Annotated in this window: 15 protein-coding genes; 9 read left to right on the top strand and 6 right to left on the bottom strand. The window is 55.7% G+C overall.

Translation table 11 applies throughout. The features are described 5' to 3' along the window. Positions 1–44 precede the first annotated feature (44 nt). From VFX97_08475 to VFX97_08440, 8 genes are all read left to right on the top strand, one after another. Positions 45–1,874, top strand: coding sequence for an alpha/beta fold hydrolase (locus VFX97_08475; GenBank protein ID HEX5703216.1), 1,830 nt, complete (start codon positions 45–47; stop codon positions 1,872–1,874). A 334-nt stretch (positions 1,875–2,208) separates the two neighbouring features. Continuing rightward, positions 2,209–3,657, top strand: a complete 1,449-nt coding sequence (locus tag VFX97_08470; GenBank protein HEX5703215.1) for a serine hydrolase domain-containing protein — start codon at positions 2,209–2,211, stop codon at positions 3,655–3,657. Positions 3,658–3,787: 130 nt separating this feature from the next. Then, complete coding sequence (locus VFX97_08465; GenBank protein HEX5703214.1) at positions 3,788–4,345, top strand: sigma-70 family RNA polymerase sigma factor; 558 nt, start codon at positions 3,788–3,790, stop codon at positions 4,343–4,345. Continuing rightward, positions 4,342–5,163 carry a hypothetical protein gene (locus tag VFX97_08460; GenBank protein ID HEX5703213.1) on the top strand — a complete coding sequence of 274 codons (822 nt, stop codon included), beginning with the start codon at positions 4,342–4,344 and terminating at the stop codon, positions 5,161–5,163. The genes VFX97_08465 and VFX97_08460 overlap by 4 nt, the downstream gene beginning before the upstream one ends. A 105-nt stretch (positions 5,164–5,268) precedes the next feature. Further along, the gene (locus VFX97_08455) at positions 5,269–6,129 is read left to right on the top strand and encodes a DUF4097 family beta strand repeat-containing protein (GenBank protein ID HEX5703212.1); all 861 of its coding nucleotides are present in this window, start codon (positions 5,269–5,271) and stop codon (positions 6,127–6,129) included. A gap of 246 nt (positions 6,130–6,375) precedes the next feature. Further along, on the top strand, positions 6,376–7,902 hold the full coding sequence (locus tag VFX97_08450; GenBank protein ID HEX5703211.1) for a serine hydrolase domain-containing protein: 1,527 nt from the start codon (positions 6,376–6,378) through the stop codon (positions 7,900–7,902). Between the two features lie 144 nt (positions 7,903–8,046). Next, positions 8,047–9,405 carry a PQQ-binding-like beta-propeller repeat protein gene (locus tag VFX97_08445; GenBank protein HEX5703210.1) on the top strand — a complete coding sequence of 453 codons (1,359 nt, stop codon included), beginning with the start codon at positions 8,047–8,049 and terminating at the stop codon, positions 9,403–9,405. A gap of 60 nt (positions 9,406–9,465) precedes the next feature. Continuing rightward, positions 9,466–10,089: a gamma-glutamyl-gamma-aminobutyrate hydrolase family protein gene (locus VFX97_08440; GenBank protein ID HEX5703209.1), complete on the top strand. Its 624-nt coding sequence runs from the start codon at positions 9,466–9,468 to the stop codon at positions 10,087–10,089. Positions 10,090–10,150: 61 nt separating this feature from the next. Here the strand turns inward: VFX97_08440 and VFX97_08435 are convergent, their stop codons facing one another. From VFX97_08435 to ppdK, 3 genes are all read right to left on the bottom strand, one after another. After that, entirely contained in the window at positions 10,151–10,360 is a 210-nt protein-coding gene (locus tag VFX97_08435) for a hypothetical protein (protein ID HEX5703208.1), read from the bottom strand. 258 nt (positions 10,361–10,618) lie between these two features. Further along, positions 10,619–12,037: an amidohydrolase family protein gene (locus VFX97_08430; GenBank protein ID HEX5703207.1), complete on the bottom strand. Its 1,419-nt coding sequence runs from the start codon at positions 12,035–12,037 to the stop codon at positions 10,619–10,621. 120 nt (positions 12,038–12,157) lie between these two features. Further along, positions 12,158–14,938, bottom strand: a complete 2,781-nt coding sequence (gene ppdK / locus VFX97_08425) for a pyruvate, phosphate dikinase (GenBank protein HEX5703206.1) — start codon at positions 14,936–14,938, stop codon at positions 12,158–12,160. Between the two features lie 168 nt (positions 14,939–15,106). Between ppdK and VFX97_08420 the strand changes: the two genes are divergently transcribed. Continuing rightward, positions 15,107–15,403 carry a PGPGW domain-containing protein gene (locus VFX97_08420; GenBank protein HEX5703205.1) on the top strand — a complete coding sequence of 99 codons (297 nt, stop codon included), beginning with the start codon at positions 15,107–15,109 and terminating at the stop codon, positions 15,401–15,403. 69 nt (positions 15,404–15,472) lie between these two features. Here the strand turns inward: VFX97_08420 and VFX97_08415 are convergent, their stop codons facing one another. The 3 genes from VFX97_08415 to VFX97_08405 all read right to left on the bottom strand — a co-directional run bounded on the left by VFX97_08415 (position 15,473) and on the right by VFX97_08405 (position 18,079). Then, on the bottom strand, positions 15,473–15,793 hold the full coding sequence (locus VFX97_08415) for a rhodanese-like domain-containing protein (GenBank protein HEX5703204.1): 321 nt from the start codon (positions 15,791–15,793) through the stop codon (positions 15,473–15,475). 68 nt (positions 15,794–15,861) lie between these two features. Then, on the bottom strand, positions 15,862–17,154 hold the full coding sequence (locus VFX97_08410) for a PLP-dependent aspartate aminotransferase family protein (GenBank protein HEX5703203.1): 1,293 nt from the start codon (positions 17,152–17,154) through the stop codon (positions 15,862–15,864). 43 nt (positions 17,155–17,197) lie between these two features. After that, positions 17,198–18,079: a phenylalanine 4-monooxygenase gene (locus VFX97_08405; protein ID HEX5703202.1), complete on the bottom strand. Its 882-nt coding sequence runs from the start codon at positions 18,077–18,079 to the stop codon at positions 17,198–17,200. Between the last annotated feature and the right edge of the window lie 21 nt (positions 18,080–18,100).

The following is an 18,100-nucleotide window of genomic DNA, read 5'->3' as shown; positions in this document are numbered from 1 at the left end:
GGTAGTCTTTACCCCCGAACGTTAATCGCGCAAGGAGTGTGAATATGAAGGGCCGCTCGATTTTTTCATCACTGGTGAGCGTCACTGTCGCTCTGTTAATTCTGGGCGGCCATGCAAAACAGCAGAACGCAGGAGCCGTCAATATAAATGCCGAGGTGCGGAACGAAGCGACCAAAGTCGTCACCGGGCAGGGGGAACATCCAACTTATCAACTCGCCGCCGGTTTCGTGCGCGATCAAAAGGGTAAGCGCGAACAAAAAGCAGAGTTCATAAAGAGACTCACTCCGACGCCGAGCGAGGTCCCAACTACTCCAACGTACTACTCAGGCGGCTATGGCACGCCTGGAAATTTCGTCTACACGCGCATCGGTTTTGATACGGGCAAAATAGGACAGCCATTTGATCGAACGGACCAGCCGCCGATCCGCAATTTAACAGTCCGCAACGGCCAGCTACGCTTCGATGCCGATCGTCTTCACTTCGAGCTTACGCAATTTGACCATGGTGCTCGTGGCTGGGTGGTCGATGAGAAAGGTAAGCGGCGACCCGCCTATTTCGTGACGCGGCCGAAGGACATTCCCTCATTGGAGGTGCTTGAGCGCTATGAAGGCACTTACCGGATTGGCAAGCGCCGGCTCTTGACGCTGTCACGCAACGTCTTTTCGGACTCTTTCCATTATTTGGAGCTCCCGTCCGGCCGGACAGGGGCCCTCTTCTATCGACCGAACGACGAATTGACGGGCGGTCCCTGTATGTATTGCCCCGGACCGGAATATCTGCGCGTCAGCCTGGACCAGCGTCAGAGCGGACGAGCCCAGCGCGTTCGAGTAACGATCGACGGCCGCACAATCGATGCGCCCAGAATCGAGACGCACTCCGAAGAGGAAATCCGATTCATCAGCAAGGATGGCACGCAACTGGCCGGTTCGCTGCTACTGCCCTCCGGAAAGGGGCCGCACCCCGCGGTAGTGTTCGCCCACGGGTCAAGCGCGCAAACTCGTAACGGCTTTTACGGTAATATCCGCTTCATTGCAGAAGCCTATGCGAGATCCGGAATTGCCGCGCTCATCTTTGACAAGCGCGGGACCGGCCGATCGAAGGGTGATTGGAAAACTGCAAATTTGGAAATTCTGGGGGACGATGTCGCCGCTGGCGTCGAGTTTCTCAGGACAAGAGCCGAAATCAGGGCTGATCGAATCGGCCTCACAGGCAGCAGCCAAGCAGGCTGGATCATGTCTTTCGCGGCGATGCGCGTGCCCGACGTCCGGTTCATCCAGATGCGCTCATCTTCGCCTATGAGCGTTCGCGAGGCCAACCGCGATCAGCTCGTTCTGATGATGGAAGCCGAGCGATATCCTCGATCCGAGATCCAACGTGCGCTCAACATCCGCGACATGATGGATGACTATGCCGTCACCGGTCGGAATTGGGAGCAGCTGGAGGCCGCGGCAAAGCAGGTCGAGAACGAATATTGGATGACCCAGTTCATCGGCGGATTGCCGGCGAAGGACTCGACGACTTATGCCTGGCTCCGCAAGGCATTCTCTTATGACGTGACGGCGGCCGTCCGGAACTTCAAGGGCGCTTGGCAAGCGATATATGGGGCTAGCGACATCGTGGTATCCGTTCCCAAGACACGGGCATGGTTGGAAGATGCCCTTCGTGACGGCCGCTCAAATGACGTGACGATCGAGGTCGTCCCGAACGCCGACCACAATTATTATGAAACCAAGACGGGTCTCGATCATCGCGAGTTGCCGGGATACAGCCGTTACGTACCCGGCATTTTTGACAAGATCACCCGGTGGGCAAACGAACGGATGCGCAACACATATATCCACCCGCTCTCTCCAAGCAAAACTCCGTCACATTGAGCGTGATCCCAAAATGCGGGAGCTCAACAACGATGGTAGAACGTCAAAGAGCGCGCGGAGCGCGCGTCAGCATAAAGCCCGGGGCGCAAGCCCCGGGATCAAGCGCAAAGGATTGGCCTAGCCCGCGGAGCGGGCGACAGAGTTCATGATTGGCAGTTTTCACAAAACGATTCTTCGTCGTCATGGCGAGATTGAACACAGGAGTGGTCTCGTTAAGGGCTGTCGCCCGCTCGGCGGGCTTTGAGACATTTGCTATCTCGATCCTGGGGCTTGCGCCCCAGGCTTTATGCTGACGCCCGCTTCGCGGGCTGGTGAGAACAGAAAGAAACAGCCAATGGTTAAGACCGTCACAATTCTTGCCAGGATACTCATTGCCTTGACGCTGCTGACCAACGCAAGTGGCTCGTTGTCACAAACGCCGCGGGACAAGCAACGCCTTGACCGTTTTGAGAAACAGGTTGAAGACCTACGCACGATCGTAAAGGTCCCCGGCATGTCCGCCGTCATCATTAAAGATCAAAAAGTTATATGGGCTAAAGGATTCGGGTTTGCGGACCTGGAGAGAAAAATCCCAGCGACGCCGGACACACTTTATCACCTCGCTTCGATAACCAAGACGTTTGGGGCGACGCTGATCATGCAGCTTGTCGAGCAGGGGAAGCTGAGTCTCGATGAGCCGGCTTCCCGTTACTCGTCCAACTTCAAGGACGAATCGGTCAAGATAAAACACCTTATCACTCACACGGCTGTCGCGACGCCCGGCGAACATTTCTGGTACGACGGGAATAATTTTGACTATCTCGACAACGTCATTGAGAAGAAGACTGGCAAGCAGTTTACCCAGCTGGCTGTCGAAACTTTCTTCGATCCCGCTGGGATGATGAATAGCGTTCCGTACCACAACGTGGTGGTCGATGCGGACAAGTGGATGGCTTCGTTGGGTAAAAAGCGCCTTGATCGCTACAAAAAGAACCTCGAGATGTTCGCTCAACCTTATACATATTACGGCGCCGGGGAGATGGTTCACGTGTCATATCCGGGAAGACACTACAACGGCTCCGCGGCAAGTTTGCTATCGACCGTCCGGGACATGGCGAAGTATGACATCGCGATCGACCGCCACATGTTCTTAAAAAAGGAGACACAGGAGAAAGCCTGGACGCCGTTTATTTCAAACGCGGGCAAGCGACTGCCATACGGACTAGGCTGGTTCGTAATGAATCACGGCGGAGTCAAGCTCGTCTGGCATACCGGGCACTGGGGAACCGGGTTCTCGGCGTTCTACCTCAAGGTGCCGGAGAAAAATCTCTCGATTATCATGCTCGGCAACAGCGAGTCACTCATTGACCACCAATACAAGATAGGCGAGGTGATGGTCGATGACATGATCAATAATGTCTTCGCGTGCGCCTTTCTCGGCACATGGAAGCTCGCATACGGCTGCGAAAAGAATTCTCAAGCGGCCGTGACAAAGTGGCTCGCGCAGCGCAAGGCCAGCGGACGCGTCGCGGTCCGTGTGGACCCAAAGATCCTCGAAACCTACGTCGGGGAATACCAGTTCGAGACGCTGGACAACCGGATCTACACGGTTACGCGAGAAGCCGACCGGCTCTTCTTCGCTGGTCCCAGCGGTATCAAGCTCGAAATGTTTGGAGAGTCGGAGTCATTGTTCTTCTCGAAAGTCCGACCGTATGTGTTGATCTTCACGAAAGCTGAAGGGCAGCCCGCGCAAGTGAAAATCGTTGAAGGCGATAAGACCTACCTCTCGAAGAGGCTCAAATAGGAATCTCGTTCGACTCAATCGTTAGACTAAGCAAGCTGCGAAGCAGCTCGACGAGCCCGGCCCCTTTTTACTGCTGCTTGACGATCTTTGCCACAAAACGGTTTATGGTGGTGTTTTCAATTTAAGAAAGATGCGCGCAGGAGTTCGACCCATAATCGATTCCGTTCTGGATGAATCTTCTTCGCAGGAGACCGGCCTGAGCTTTGATGAGGTTTTTACGCTTCATCACCGGGCAGTCTTCGCGACCGCCCGCGGCGTTGTGCGTGACACTACTTTGGCCGAGGAGATCACTCAAGAAGTTTTCCTGAAGCTCTATCGACATTTCGATTCCAAGCCGAATGGCGAGTTATTGCGGCCGTGGTTGTTGCGCGTCACCTTGAACGAAGCGCGTAATACGCTGCGGGGTCAACATCGTTCGATGGCCCGCGATACCACCTATCAACAAAATACGGATCCGGCCATGCTGCACGTTGATTACGAACGGCGTCAGGAAGTGGAAACTGCACGCCGTGCGCTGGACAAGATTAAAGAGCCCATGCGCACCTGTTTGTTGTTGCGGCACCAGGGTCTTTCCTATCGGGAAATAGCCCAGACACTATCGTTGAAGGAAAACTACGTAGGTAGTCTGGTTGCGAGGGGGCGTAAAGAGTTTGTGCGCTACTACCCCGGGATTGGAGTTAAGCGATGAGAAAGTGCATTGACGAAGGGACGCTCCAGGCATGGTTTGATGGCGAGCTGGATGCGAACGCGGGGGCGGATGTCGCGGCACATCTGCACGGTTGTATTCACTGTGGCGAAGCCGCCGGGACGCTTGAAGTTGAGAACCTGATTCTCTCACAAGGGCTGGCGGCCGAATTTGTTGAAGCAGTTCCGACTGAACGCCTCCGTCAACGCGTCAAGTCAGCCGCCGCTTCCGAATTGCCAGTCACGAACGGGCCGGCGATCAATGGTTCGTGGGTCAATGCCGTTCGCAATTTGTTGCCGTCGTTTCGAGCGGTAGCCTACGCTTCAATCGCCGCAGCAATTCTAATCGCCGGTATTTTGCTCGCCGTTAACCTGAGGAAAGAAAGACCAGCGCCGTCGGTTGAGATAGTAAAACCGACAGAAGTCATTGTTCCTACACCCCAGACGACGACACCTGAGCCGCCGCAAGAGGCCGTGGCCAGTGGACCGTCAAGAAAGCCGGCGCCGCGGCGCCCAAAACCATCCAGAAGTCGTCGGACTTCGGAACCTGACGCGATGTCATTGGCGTGGCAGGAGAACCAGTATCAAAAAGCTTTTTCACAACTGACCGAGGCCATCAAAGCGCAAGCACCGCTCAGGCCCTCACTTCAGTTTGAGTACGAATACAACCTGGCCATGATCGATAACGCCATTATCAGCGCCCGTCAGGGTGCACGGAAAAATCCGAAGGACCCTCTGGCTGCACAGTCCATGCTGGCTGCTTACCAAAGCAAGATCGATTTGATGAATGGGCTTGTCCAGGGGCGCGTTTCCGAGCCATAGACTGCCGACCGGCTCACCAAGCTTTTCAATTCGCTTGCCACAAAAAGTCCGGCGCCGGTGTTCTACTGATTAGAAGCCGAGAACCCAATTCGCGAAGGAGATCAAATGAAAAAGGCAGCTTTATTAATCGCCATTTTATCAATCACAGCGGCCGCGATGGCCCACCAGGCCGCGAGGCGAGCGTACAGCGCCGTAACGCCTGAACTAACTGAGTTTGAGCCGATTCAGAAACCGAAAGGTGACGAACTAACCGAAGAGTTTCATCAGTCTTATCCGCTGGCTCTGACGGGCCGCGTAAGCATTGCGAATATTAACGGCGACGTTCGCATCAGCGCCTGGGATCGCAATGAAGTGAAAATCGACGCCGTGAAGCGCGCTTACAACCGTGAACGGCTCAGCGAAGCTACTATCGATGTCACCAACACCGCCGACAGTATCAGTATTAGAACCAAGTACCCGGAGCGAAATCCGAATTTCGATGGCCGCAATTGGAGTCGGGAAAACAACCCCGCCAGCGTTGAGTACACGCTGACCGTTCCGCGCGGAGCGCGCATCGACGGTGTCGAGCTTGTTAACGGCTCGCTTGATATCGAAGGAGTTCATGGCGAAGTCCGCGCGTCGCTGGTCAACGGAAAGGTGAAAGCCAATGATCTGTCCGGTGAAATAAGCCTTTCATCTGTTAATGGCGCCATCGAAGTTAGCGCGGCGGGACTGACCGAATCCAAGGGCGTTAATCTGAATGCGGTGAACGGTTCGATTGTCTTGAGTGTGCCATCGGGTACGAGTGCGCACGTGAGGGCGAGTACCGTGCATGGCCAGATTAGCAACGACTTCGGACTAACTGTTGAGGAAGGCCAATATGTCGGCCGGAATCTCTCGGGACAGATTGGATCAGGTGGGCCGCGGATTCGATTGAACAACGTAAACGGTTCGATCTCCATCAAGCGCGGAGGAGTAGCGTTCTAAGAGACGGTGGTGCGGATTTCCCGTGTACGGAAGATCAAGGGGCAAGCGCAACGCCGTCGCCATGGACGCCACGCCGCGCGGTCGTTTTGGATCAAGGAGGGAAGGATCACAAGTAGGTTTCAAGGCGCCCCCGCAGAAGTGTCAACTGATTTGCCTGTAACCCTCCGGACCCAAGTCCGCTTGTAGAGGGAAGGGACAATATCGGTGATCCATACTTTCAAAATTCTGGCCAGGTCTCTCTTTGCATTGGCCCTGCTTCTCAACGCCGGTGGCTCGTTGTCTCAAACGCCGCCGATTAAAAACAACCGCGATGCTTCCAGCCCGGATAAGGAACCGGTGCAGCGTTTTGAGAAACAGGTCGAAGAGCTCAACACACTCCTGAAAGTCCCCGGCATGTCTGCCGCCATTATCAAAGATCAAAAGGTGCTCTGGGCAAAAGGATTTGGGTTCGCGGACGTCGAGAAGAAAATCCCTGCGACGCCCGACACGCTTTATCACCTGGCTTCGATAACCAAGACCTTTGCAGCGACGCTGATCATGCAGCTTGTCGAGCAGGGGAAACTAAGCCTCGATGAGCCGATGTCCCGTTACTCAAGCGATTTCAAGGATGATTCAGTAAAGATCAAGCACATTATCAGTCACACTTCAGATGGAACGCCTGGAGAACGCTACCAATACAGCGGGAATCGCTACGACTATTTGACGGCAGTTATTGAAAAGAAGTTTGGTAAGCCATTCCTCAATGTCACAGTTGAGACCTTCTTCGACCCCCTGGGAATGTCGAGCAGCGTTCCGTATCACAATGTTGTGGTCGACACGGATAAATGGGTTGCTTCGCTGGGGAAAGATCACCTCGATCGCTACCAGAAAAACTTAACCAGGTTTTCGCAGCCGTACACATTTTACGGCAATGGCGAAATAATTCCTGACGACTATCCCGCCAGAGGTTTTATCGGCGCCGCGGCCGGATATCTATCAACTGTGCTGGATATGGCGAAATACGATGCCGCGATTGATCGCCACGTGTTTTTGAAAAAGGAGACGCAGGAAAAAGCCTGGACAGCTTTCACTTCGAACAGCGGTCAGCGACTCCCTTACGGGTTGGGTTGGTACGTTACGGACTATCAGGGAATCAAGCTGGCCTGGCATACCGGACACTGGGGCACTGGCTTTACTGCGTTCTATCTAAAAGTGCCGGAGAAAAATGTCACGCTGGTTATGCTTGCCAACAGCGAGGCCCTTATCGATCACCTATATCAGCGGGCCGAGGACATTATAGATAACGTCTTCGCGTGCAACTTCCTCAGACTGTTTGTATTTGAGGATGTGCAGGGACGCCGCTTGCCTGACCCCGGTTGGACACAAAACACCGCGAAGTTCTCGAGCGAAATCGCACGCTTGAGTAAGCAGTCAAAGAACTATGCATACGACTGCGAGAAGAATTCTCAAACAGCCATGACGAAATGGCTCGAGCAGCGCCGGGCGAGTGCCCGCACCGCCGTCCCTGTGGACCCAGGGATTCTCGAAACCTATGTCGGACAATACCAATTCGAGACGCTGAACAATCGGATCTTCACTTTCACGCGGGAGGGGGGCAAGTTTTTCTTCAGCGAACCCGGCGGTTCCAGGACGGAGCTGTTAGCCGACTCGGAGTCGACATTCTTCCTGAAAACCAGGCCTTATCAATTCATATTCACCAAAAGTGAAGGGCAGCCCGCTCAACTGAAAATCGTCCAGGGCCAGGCCACGTTCCTCTCGAAGCGAATCAAATAAGGCCCGGTGGCAAGCTGATTAACGAAACGCCCTGAACTGGTTTACAATGGCGACTGGCTCGGGCCGACAACCTGGCCTCCCTGGATTTATCGAGGATTCCTTCTCTTGCCACATCTGAATTTTCCCCTCAATTTCTCTCGACTGATGATCGTCGTCTGCGCGCTGGCGTGTGGCGGTGGATTATTGGGCTGCGGCGGCGGCGGAGGTGCCCCGGAAGTTAAGGCCGATCCCGTCGTTGAAAAACCAAAACCTCCCAGTGCCGTCCCCATGTGGCTCGGCAACGCCGAGCGAAATTTCTACGGCACCGGCCCATGGAAAGACGGCCAGCTGGCGGTCATTTGGGAAGTTGAAACCGGCTTCATCTCCGGCCGCCTGCACAAAGATCCCTGGGGTGGCACGTCATGGCCGGGCCAGCCTTCGATCAAAGACAATCGCGTTTACTTTCCGTCAGCCGACGGCAACGTTTACTGCCTCGACAAAGATGACGGCAGCGTCATCTGGAAGTTCAAAGGCAAAGACAGCTTCAAAGCGACGCCGGCAATCTTCGGCGACAAGATTATTGCCAGCGGTTTGGATCACAGTATCTATTGCATCAACGCGAACGACGGCACGCTGATTTGGGAATACAAGACTGGTTTCGAAATCGATGGCTCGACCGTGCTGGTTGGCGATCGGCTTTACTTCGGCGCTGAAGATCGAAATTTCTATTGTTTGAATTTCACGGACGGTTCTCTCATCTACAAAGTGCCGGTCGGCTCGGTCGAAGGCAACATCACGATGAAGGACGGCCGCGCTTACTTCAGCACTGAGCAGGGCGACCTCTACTGCGTCGATCCGGCCGACGGACGAACGATTTGGAAGACGAGGATTGGCGCTGATTCTGATTCCACGCCGGCAGTCGTTAACGGCTTGGTTTACACGGCCGCTGAAGACGGAGTGGTGCGCGCGTACAAACAGGACACGGGCGAGTTGGTTTGGCAGTACGTGACCGAAGGCGGCCGCGTCGGTTACGCCAGCGAACGAAACGGGATTTGGGCGAGCCCGATCTACTACAAAGACCGCATCTACATCGGCGCGGGTAATCACTATCTCTATTCTCTGACCGCCGACAAAGGCGAGCTCGTCTGGAAATACAAAGCGCGCGCCAGCATCTGGGGTACGTCGCCGGTGGTCGAAGGCCGCGTGATCTTCGGCGACAAAGCCGGCTGGATGCACGTGGTCGATGCGGAGAACGGTGAACTGATTTCCGAATTAAAGATTGGCGACAACATCAACTCTACGCCGGCGATTCTCGACGGACGCATCTACATCGGCGCGTTCAATGGGAAGCTGCACTGTTTGGGAATGGAACCGAAGACGGAAGAAGTCAGAGATCAGACGTCAGAGGTCAGAAGTCAGACATCAGACGTCAAACCTCAGAGATCAAGCATCCGGCGGCGGGCCAGAAAGAGCCGGCCTCAGAAGCCACCGATCGAGTTGCCCGATCCGGTTGATCCAGACTGACATCTGATCTCTGACGTCTGACTTCTGATGTCTGACCTCTGATCCCTGACCTCTGTTCCTATGCTGCTAATCATTGACAACACAATCGAAGGCGTCGGCTCAAGCCCGCGTGAGATTCGTTCGGCGCTCGAACGGATTGAACCGGGAGTTCGCATCGTTACTGAGCGCTTCGAAAATATTTCGCCCGAACACGTTAAAGTTTTGGGCCCTTCCCACATCTTTCTCAGCGGCCAGAGTCATCCTTGGGATCAATACAAACCGTCTGAACTCGCGGGAGTATTTCACGTCATTCACCACGCGTCGCAACCGATTCTCGGCGTGTGCGGTGGCCAGCAACAGATCGCGCTTGCGTACGGTGCGCGCGTCGATTTGATTGAACGCATCGGGCCCGGTGAAGGCTATGAAGGGGCGCTGCGCGAACGCGGTTACTGTTCAGTCGATCTGCAAACCTCGAATGGAATCTTCGGCGGGCTGCCGGAAATAATTACTGTCTGGGAATCACATTGTGATGAGGTGAAGAATCTCCCGCCGGATTTTGTGCAAACGGCCACGAACGGAACTTCACACATTCAGGCGATGCAACACACCTCGCGACCCGTCTTCGGCGTACAGTTCCATCCCGAACTCTTCGATGAAGAGCATCCGCACGGTCGAACTATCCTGGAAAATTTTCTGAAGTTGTAAGTGGTAACGCAGGCGTCCCGCCTGCTTTCTTGAGCAGCCCGGAGGCCTGCGTACCCGGGCTCTACACTCGCACCGGATGATCTTTGGCGTACGAGTATGCGCACCAGGCGGAAATGATATGGACGATCCAGCCAAGCGTGCCCGCCGAACCAATCCACGAAATACCGGTTACAAACAACCAGATGATGCCGATTAAAATTCGGCCGTTATAGATTTGTCCCACCCCTGGAATCAGGAAACTAAGAATGCCGGCGAGCATTGGATCGCGCATGATTGATTACCTCCGCGCGAAAATATACGTTGGCTGTCGGAGATTTGTTCGGATGAAGTCAATTCCATTCCGTAAGGCGGATAGAGCCATTGATTTGCGACGCACGTCACGGAGTCAGTACCGGGAGTGGTAGCGACCGGGTCTCAGTTGCCAATAAATCGATCCTACTCCACCCTTACCAGGTCGCTACCGCTCCCTGTACTGACATCATCGCTCAGACTTAAGGCACTACCGTAAGGTCGTGAAGATGCGACTATCTCACTTTTTCTCGATGTACGAATTTTGAATTTTGGGAGCTATTTCATCCAGCTCGCGGTTAAGCGCTGCCTGTGGATACCATTTGCCCTTGAGCATTACGCCAGCACGATCCTTTGTCGCCTCAATATTGTCGAGCGGATTGGCATTCAACAGAATTAGATCGGCTCGCTTGCCTTTCTCCACAGTTCCGACGCGGGCCAGCGTCCCCAAAAACTCGTGCGGGTTCCTGGTTCCGGCCGCGAGCGCGGCATAGTTAGACAGGCCGGCATCTTTCAAAGCGCGCAGCTCGTGATGCAGACCGAAGCCGTAAAGGAATAGAAACTCGGGTGTGTCGGATCCGGTCATGATCTTTCCGCCCGCGTCGTGAATAGCTTTTATCAACTTCTCACGGAGCTCGATCCAGCGCGCGCGTTTCTCGATCGGCACCGTGTTTAGCATCCGGTTCTTCTTGTAAAAATCGAGCCACTGCTGCTGGACCTTCGTCGGATAAAATTTGAAGTCCGGCTGGGCGCGGATCGATTCCTCGCTTCGGGCGCGTCCAAATGAGTTCTTCATGAAATGATGAGTTGGATCGACGAATGGATTCGCCGCGACCGTCTTGCGCGCGATCTCAGCGATCCTGCTTTCGTCCATATAGTCGAAACTCTTCCAATTATCAGGATTGTAGATGTAGAGGTCCGACACGGAGCCTTTCATCGGCGCATCGGGCTTGAGCAGCAGCTCCATGTAGCCGTCGAGATGTTCGATCTGCTGGCGCGCCTTCCACGCTCGCTCGACGCCGACGAACCTGCTGTCCGCGTGTCCGACGACCCGAATGTTCTGCTTGGCAGCTTCATCGACCGCGGCTTCGTAAACTTCTGCCTTGATGAACGTCGTGATCTTGATGAAGTCGTAACCGGCGGCTTTCGATTTTCTGACCGCCTCGCGACCTTCTTCCGGAGTGTTGACGACAAAGTTGTTGCCTTGCTCGCGGCCGGTCAAATGCGGCGAGGCGACAAAGATCGTTGGCGCATCGATCTCGCGTTTGGCTGAGCGCGTCCGCAACGCGAGCAGCTCCGGCGTTCCGATCATGAACCGGACGGTCGTCACTCCGTTGGCCACCATCACGCGCAGTTCGTTTTCGGCGATCGAATCGGGATACTCGTCGCTGTCCGAAAGCAGGTGCGTGTGCATGTCGACCAGCCCCGGAATTAAGAACTTCCCGATTGCATCGACGCGAACCGCGTCTTTCGGAACTTTTACTTTTCTCGCGTCGCCGATCTCTGAGATGAGTCCATTGCGAACAATGACTGTCTGGTTCGTGATTACGCGTTCGCGATCCATCGGGATCACATTGACGCCGACGAAAGCCGTGGTCTGGGCCTGCAGGGCCGAAACAAAAACAAGAAGCAGCGAAGCTAGTAAGAATATTCTTTTCATGGAATCTGTTCGATGGAGTTGATGAGGTCAGTACCATCCACGTAAGCGGAAGGATTAATTGCCAAATTCTCCCGATCGCGCATTGATCTCTGGTGACGCAGATGGTACTGACCGAAGACGCTACAACTGTGAAGCACCCACCGCTTCCAGCACTTTGCCGCCGGTCAATTCTGCTGTCGCTTTTGATGTAGCTTCCAAGGCGGCGTGCGCAGCCGCGAGCCGCGCGACGGGCACGCGATAGGGCGAGCAGCTCACATAGTTCAAACCGATCTCGTTGCAGAAGGCGATTGATTGCGCATCGCCGCCATGTTCGCCGCAAATGCCGACCTTCAAATCAGGCTTAACGCTGCGGCCGCGTTCGGCGCCGATGCGAACCAGTTCGCCGACGCCTTCGCGGTCCAGCACCTGAAACGGATCGTCGGTGAGAATTTTTCGATCCACGTAAGCCGGCAGGAAGCGGCCTGAATCGTCGCGGCTCAAACCGAAAGTCGTTTGCGTCAGATCGTTTGTACCGAACGAAAAGAAGGCGGCATGTTCGGCAATCTTGTTTGCGGTCAGCGCTGCGCGCGGCAATTCGATCATGGTGCCGACTTCGTATTCGATCTTCTGGCCGTGCTCGCCCGTTACCTGTTGCGCGACTTCATCAATCAGAGCCTTCTGTTGCGCCAGCTCTTCGCTGATCGAGACCAGCGGCACCATGATCTCCAGCATGACTTGTTTGCGTTCACCTTTGACCTGACACGCCGCTTCGAAAATTGCGCGAATCTGCATGCGCGTGACTTCAGGGTACAGCAGCCCTAAACGACAACCGCGAAAGCCGAGCATCGGGTTGGATTCGCGAATCTTGTTGACGTGATGCAGCAGTTGCCGCTTCTCATCAATTTCGTCGAGCAGGTGATCCATGTCGGCGAGCGTCTTCGCCTGCCGCAAAGCCATCTTCAGCTCTGATAACTCACCGAGCAGCTCATCGACGTTTGGCAGAAACTCGTGCAGCGGCGGATCCAGCAGACGAATCGTCACCGGAAAGCCGGCCATCTCGCGAAAGATGCCGACGAAATCGCCGCGTTGCAGCGGCAGCAGCTGTTCGAGCGCTTTTTCGCGCGCGCCGACACCGTCAGCGAGAATCATCTGGCGCATCGCCGCCAGTCGCTGATCGCCAAAGAACATGTGTTCGGTGCGACAAAGCCCGATGCCTTCCGCCCCGAACCCGCGCGCGGTTTTCGCATCAAGCGGCGTATCGGCATTTGCCCGCACGATCAGCCGGCGAAACTTGTCCGCCCACTTCATCAACTCGTGGAAGTCAGAACCAAGCGTCGGCTGAATCGTCGGCACCTTGCCGAGAAACACGCGGCCCTCGGATCCATCAACGGTGATCCATTCGCCTTTGGTGACTACTTCGCCGTTCACGCTGAACTGGTGCTGGCCGTAGTCGATGTCCAAATCCGAAGCGCCACTGACACAGGTCTTGCCCATGCCGCGCGCCACGACCGCGGCGTGACTGGTCATGCCTCCGCGCGCAGTCACGATCGCTTGTGCCGCGACCATGCCGTGGAAATCGTCGGGGCTGGTTTCGATTCGAACCAACACGACCTTCTCGCCTTCGCGGGCCATTTCTTCCGCTTCGTCCGGACTGAAGACGACTTTGCCTTGCGCCGCACCCGGACTCGCCGGCAGGCCCGTCGCGAGTACATGCTTGGTCGTCTTCGGATCGACCGTCGGATGCAGCAGCTGATCAAGTTGCTCCGGACTGACACGACGAACGGCGGTGGCGCGGTCGATCAATCTCTCGTTCGACATGTCCACGGCGATGCGCACCGCAGCAGCGCCGGTGCGTTTGCCGGTGCGCGTCTGCAACATCCAGAGCTTGCCGCGCTCGATTGTGAATTCGCAGTCCTGCATGTCGCGATAATGCTTCTCGAGCAACTGCGTGATCTCGGCAAATTCCTGGTAAACCTTCGGAAGCTCTTTCTTCAGTTGGCTAATCGGATGTGGAGTGCGTGTGCCGGCGACGACGTCTTCGCCCTGCGCGTTCAGAAGATATTCGCCGTAAAGCTCTTTCTTGCCGGTCGAGGGATTGCGAGTAAACGCGACGCCGGTGCCACTGTCCTTGCCCATGTTTCCAAAAACCATCGCCTGCACGTTCACGGCAGTGCCAAGGTCATCCGGAATGCGATTGATGCGGCGATAGTCAACGGCCCGCTTACCCATCCATGAATCGAAGACGGCCGCAATCGCGACGCGAAGTTGTTCGTATGGATCGTCGGGAATCGCGTGCTGCTCGGCGAGAATGATCCTTTTTTCGGCGGCGATGATCTCACGCAGTTCTTTCGGTTTCAGATCGGTGTCTTTGCCGCCTTTGGTTTGAGCTTTGAAACGATCCATGACGCGCTCGAACTTTTCGTGCGCGACATCGAGAACGATTTCACCGAAGAGCGAAGCGAAGCGGCGGTAAGCATCGAGTGCGAAACGCAAATCTCCAGTTTGTTCTGCTAATCCCTGCACTGTTTCTTCGTTCAAGCCGAGATTAAGAACCGTGTCCATCATTCCCGGCATCGAAAACGCTGCGCCCGAACGAACGGACACCAGCAGCGGATTGCCCGCATCACCGAATCCCTTTCCGACTTTCTTTTCGATTTCGTGGAGGGCTTCGACAACCTGTTCCCACATTCCTTCAGGGAATTGCTTGTTGTTGTCGTAGTAAGCGTTGCAGGCTTCGGTCGTGACGATCAGGCCGGGCGGCACCGGTAATCCGGCGCGCGTCATCTCGCACAGGCCGGCGCCTTTACCGCCGAACAGCGATTTGTTTTCGCCGTTGCCTTCTTCGAACAGATAGACCCACTTGCGCGTTTGGGATTCAGTTGCGTCGGTTTCTTCGGGTGCTTCCAGGATGGCTTCAGTCACGTTTGGGGTTACCTCAACAGGGGTCGTCGGCGGGCCTAATCATACACCGAGAATGCGGGCAGGCGCAGCCGCGGGATTGCCTCGAACTGACGAGTCCGGTGATGCGTATCACAAAGGGCAACTTGGTTTTTGCGGTGCGCCGTGCGAAATTTTCAATTGACGTAAATCATGAATGAATTCAACAAAGGTGCCGAGGGCTCATCGCTTCTTTTTCGTATTCTGAGCTCGGGCTGGATCCCGAATCTGAAGTTCCTGAAGCGGATTGTGGTCGCCATCGTTGGCTTCACGGTGCTGCTTCTCGGAGTCGCGATGATCATCCTGCCCGGGCCGGCTTTCATCATCATTCCGCTGGGCCTCGCAATCCTGGCGACGGAGTTTGTCTGGGCGCAAAAACTTCTGGCGAAGGCAAAAGCTTATTTCGACAAACAGCGGCAGCGCGTCGCCGATAAGGTGAGATGGAAGTAGCTTTTCCGGTACGCACGCCTCTGGCGTGCCGCGTGTGACCTGAAAGCAACAGAGGCGTGCGCACCAAACTCAGTATTTCGGCACGCTCGGATCGACTTCATTCGACCAGGCCGTGATCCCGCCTTTTAAATTCATTAGCCGGCCCGTGAATCCCGAACGTTGCAGTGCTTCGATCGCCTTTGCGCTGCGGCCCCCCATCTTGCAGTGAACGACAGTCTCGCGATTGGGATCGATCTCATCCATTCGACTCATTACCTGTCCGAGTGGAATCAAGTTGGAGTTTGGGATGCGTCCGATTTCGAATTCGTGCTGTTCGCGCACGTCGATGATTTGCAGATCGTCGCCTTGATCGATGCGTTGTTTGAGTTCAGTTGCGGTGATTTCTTCCATTGAGTTTCCTTTTGCTTTCTACACTTGATCTATGATCCCGTCACTACCGCTCCGGGTACTGACAGGCGCTATGACCCCGTCGCTACCGCTCCGGGTACTGACACGGCGGCCGCTTCGGGTGACACGGCGTTCAAAGCTTGTTCGATATCAGCAATAATATCGTTGGCGTTCTCAATCCCCACAGACATGCGGATGAGCCCGTCAGTGATTCCGAGTGCGTCACGGCGCGCAGGGTCCAGGTCCCGGTGCGAAGCGGTAGCCGGATGAAGAACACTGGTAAAGACGTCGCCGAGGCTGGTGGAGCGCACGCAAAGCTTCAGCGCGTCCATGAATCGAAAAGCTGCTTCGCGGCTGTTGTCCTTCAATTCAATCGAGACCAACGCGCCGAAATACGGAGTGCGCAGCATGCGTGTCGCGATCCCGCGGTCCGCAGACCCCCCGGCATCCTGCACGCCAGAGGCGTTCGTACCTTGTGTCCCCGGATAGTGAACACGAGCCACGCGAGCGTCTTTGTTCAGCCACGCCGCGACTGCCGACGCATTCTCGCAGTGCCGTTCCATTCGCACTGCCAGAGTCTTGATCCCGCGGAGAATCTCGTGCGCGTCCCACGGGCTCAACACGCCGCCCACATATTTCATGACGCGCACCAGTGAATCACCGTCGGCCTCGTCTCGTGAAATTGCGACGCCGCCCATAGCGTCAGCATGGCCGCCAAGAAATTTTGTCGCGCTATGAACGACTATGTCCGCGCCGTGCTTCAAAGGCTGGCAGAGATACGGCGAGGCAAACGTGTTGTCGATGATTAGTCGCGCGCCGGCTTCACGAGCAATCTCAGCACATGTGTCGATGTCGCAAACTTTTAGGAGCGGATTCGAGATCGTTTCGGCGAGGAGCACGCGCGGCTTGGTTTCTTTCGCGAGGGCCCGGACCTGATCGAGATCGGCGAAGTCAGCCGTGACTGTCTTAACGCCTAAAGTGCCAAAGATAGCGTGAAGCAGACCCGTCGTCGCTCCGTACAAATCCTGCGAGGCCAGGACAGTCGTTCCCGCCGACACCCCGCTCGTTAGAAAGGCCGCATGCAGCGCGGCCATTCCGGAGGCGTAAACACACGCGGTCGCACCGCCTTCGATTTCACACAGAACGTCACCCAACGCATCGGTCGTCGGATTACCGTGACGCGTGTAGAGGTAGCCCGGCGCTTGCCCCGCGAACACGCGATCCATTTCCGCTACTGAGTCATACGTATACGTGACGCTGGAGTAAATAGGCATCGAGGTCGGTTGCCCCGGAGGCGTCGGTTTGTGCTCGCCCGCGTGCACCACCTGGGTGTCGATGTCCGTCTTGGGTTTCTTTTCAGGCATGTTGGTGACCGAAGCGCAGATTCTATAACGTCAGGGCGGGAAGCTACCAACCAGTGAGATACGCGCGCAGTTGCTCCTCCATCGCGGTGAACGATTCCGCGCAAAACAGCACCGGTTGAAAGTGCGTCGGATCGTAATTCTGACGCGTGATCGCGGATACATCCAGTGGTCGCAACTCGGCCTTGTGCATCTCTTCAAGTTCACCAGCCGAAGAGAGTAGGCCGGTGCCGTAGGCCTTCAATTGGCCGTCTTCCCGCAGCACGCCAAACTCGATCGTGAACCAGTACAGACGCGATAGAGTCTCGAGCGCGTCCGCGGAAGATGCGCGCTTCACCGCTTGTCCGAATAGACGATTGAGTTCCGCGAGTTCCGGGCACGCGAGCGTCACGCCGTGGCCGACAATCTCGTGAACGACGTCCGGCTCCGGCGTGTACAACGGGGTCGAGTGATGACGAATGTACTGCGTGCAGAGAAAGACACCGTCGGCAAGGTTCTCGAGAAACACGCGCGGCTGCACCAGTCCGGCAACCGGCTCAAGCCGAAATCCGCTGATCGCATAAACCTTCTCATTGACTTCGCGCAACTGCGGAATGCGATCGTCGAGAAAATCCATTCGCTGTAACGCTTCCAGATACCTGGCGCAAGCGTATTGCTGGTGCGCCGGCCGCAGCGCTTTCCAGATCGTCTGCCAAACGCGGTGCTCGTCATCGGTGTATGGCGCATCGGGAATCGGATCACCCGGCCGGTAATTCATCGCGAGTTGAGCTATCTGATTTCGGCGTGCGCGATACTGCCCATCACGAAAGCCTGGATGGTCCGGATCGAGTTGCACGATGTCATTTCGGCCGGCCGTAACTTCGTCAGTTGTCGTTACCGGTCGGGCGTCCACGTGGTCGGAAAGCAGTGATTCGTTTCTTGTGGGCATCTCTCTTTACCTTTCGATTAA

This window comes from Pyrinomonadaceae bacterium (assembly GCA_036277115.1).
In the GTDB taxonomy this organism is placed as follows: domain Bacteria; phylum Acidobacteriota; class Blastocatellia; order Pyrinomonadales; family Pyrinomonadaceae; genus UBA11740.
This window is presented reverse-complemented; position numbering and strand designations above follow the sequence as displayed.

Coding starts and splice junctions, on each gene's coding strand:
- VFX97_08475 (HEX5703216.1), top strand. CDS start 45: ATGAAGGGCCGCTCGATTTTTTCATCACTGGTGAGCGTCACTGTCGCT.
- VFX97_08470 (HEX5703215.1), top strand. CDS start 2,209: ATGGTTAAGACCGTCACAATTCTTGCCAGGATACTCATTGCCTTGACG.
- VFX97_08465 (HEX5703214.1), top strand. CDS start 3,788: ATGCGCGCAGGAGTTCGACCCATAATCGATTCCGTTCTGGATGAATCT.
- VFX97_08460 (HEX5703213.1), top strand. CDS start 4,342: ATGAGAAAGTGCATTGACGAAGGGACGCTCCAGGCATGGTTTGATGGC.
- VFX97_08455 (HEX5703212.1), top strand. CDS start 5,269: ATGAAAAAGGCAGCTTTATTAATCGCCATTTTATCAATCACAGCGGCC.
- VFX97_08445 (HEX5703210.1), top strand. CDS start 8,047: ATGATCGTCGTCTGCGCGCTGGCGTGTGGCGGTGGATTATTGGGCTGC.
- VFX97_08440 (HEX5703209.1), top strand. CDS start 9,466: ATGCTGCTAATCATTGACAACACAATCGAAGGCGTCGGCTCAAGCCCG.
- VFX97_08435 (HEX5703208.1), bottom strand. CDS start 10,360: ATGCGCGATCCAATGCTCGCCGGCATTCTTAGTTTCCTGATTCCAGGG.
- VFX97_08430 (HEX5703207.1), bottom strand. CDS start 12,037: ATGAAAAGAATATTCTTACTAGCTTCGCTGCTTCTTGTTTTTGTTTCG.
- VFX97_08420 (HEX5703205.1), top strand. CDS start 15,107: ATGAATGAATTCAACAAAGGTGCCGAGGGCTCATCGCTTCTTTTTCGT.
- VFX97_08415 (HEX5703204.1), bottom strand. CDS start 15,793: ATGGAAGAAATCACCGCAACTGAACTCAAACAACGCATCGATCAAGGC.
- VFX97_08410 (HEX5703203.1), bottom strand. CDS start 17,154: ATGCCTGAAAAGAAACCCAAGACGGACATCGACACCCAGGTGGTGCAC.
- VFX97_08405 (HEX5703202.1), bottom strand. CDS start 18,079: ATGCCCACAAGAAACGAATCACTGCTTTCCGACCACGTGGACGCCCGA.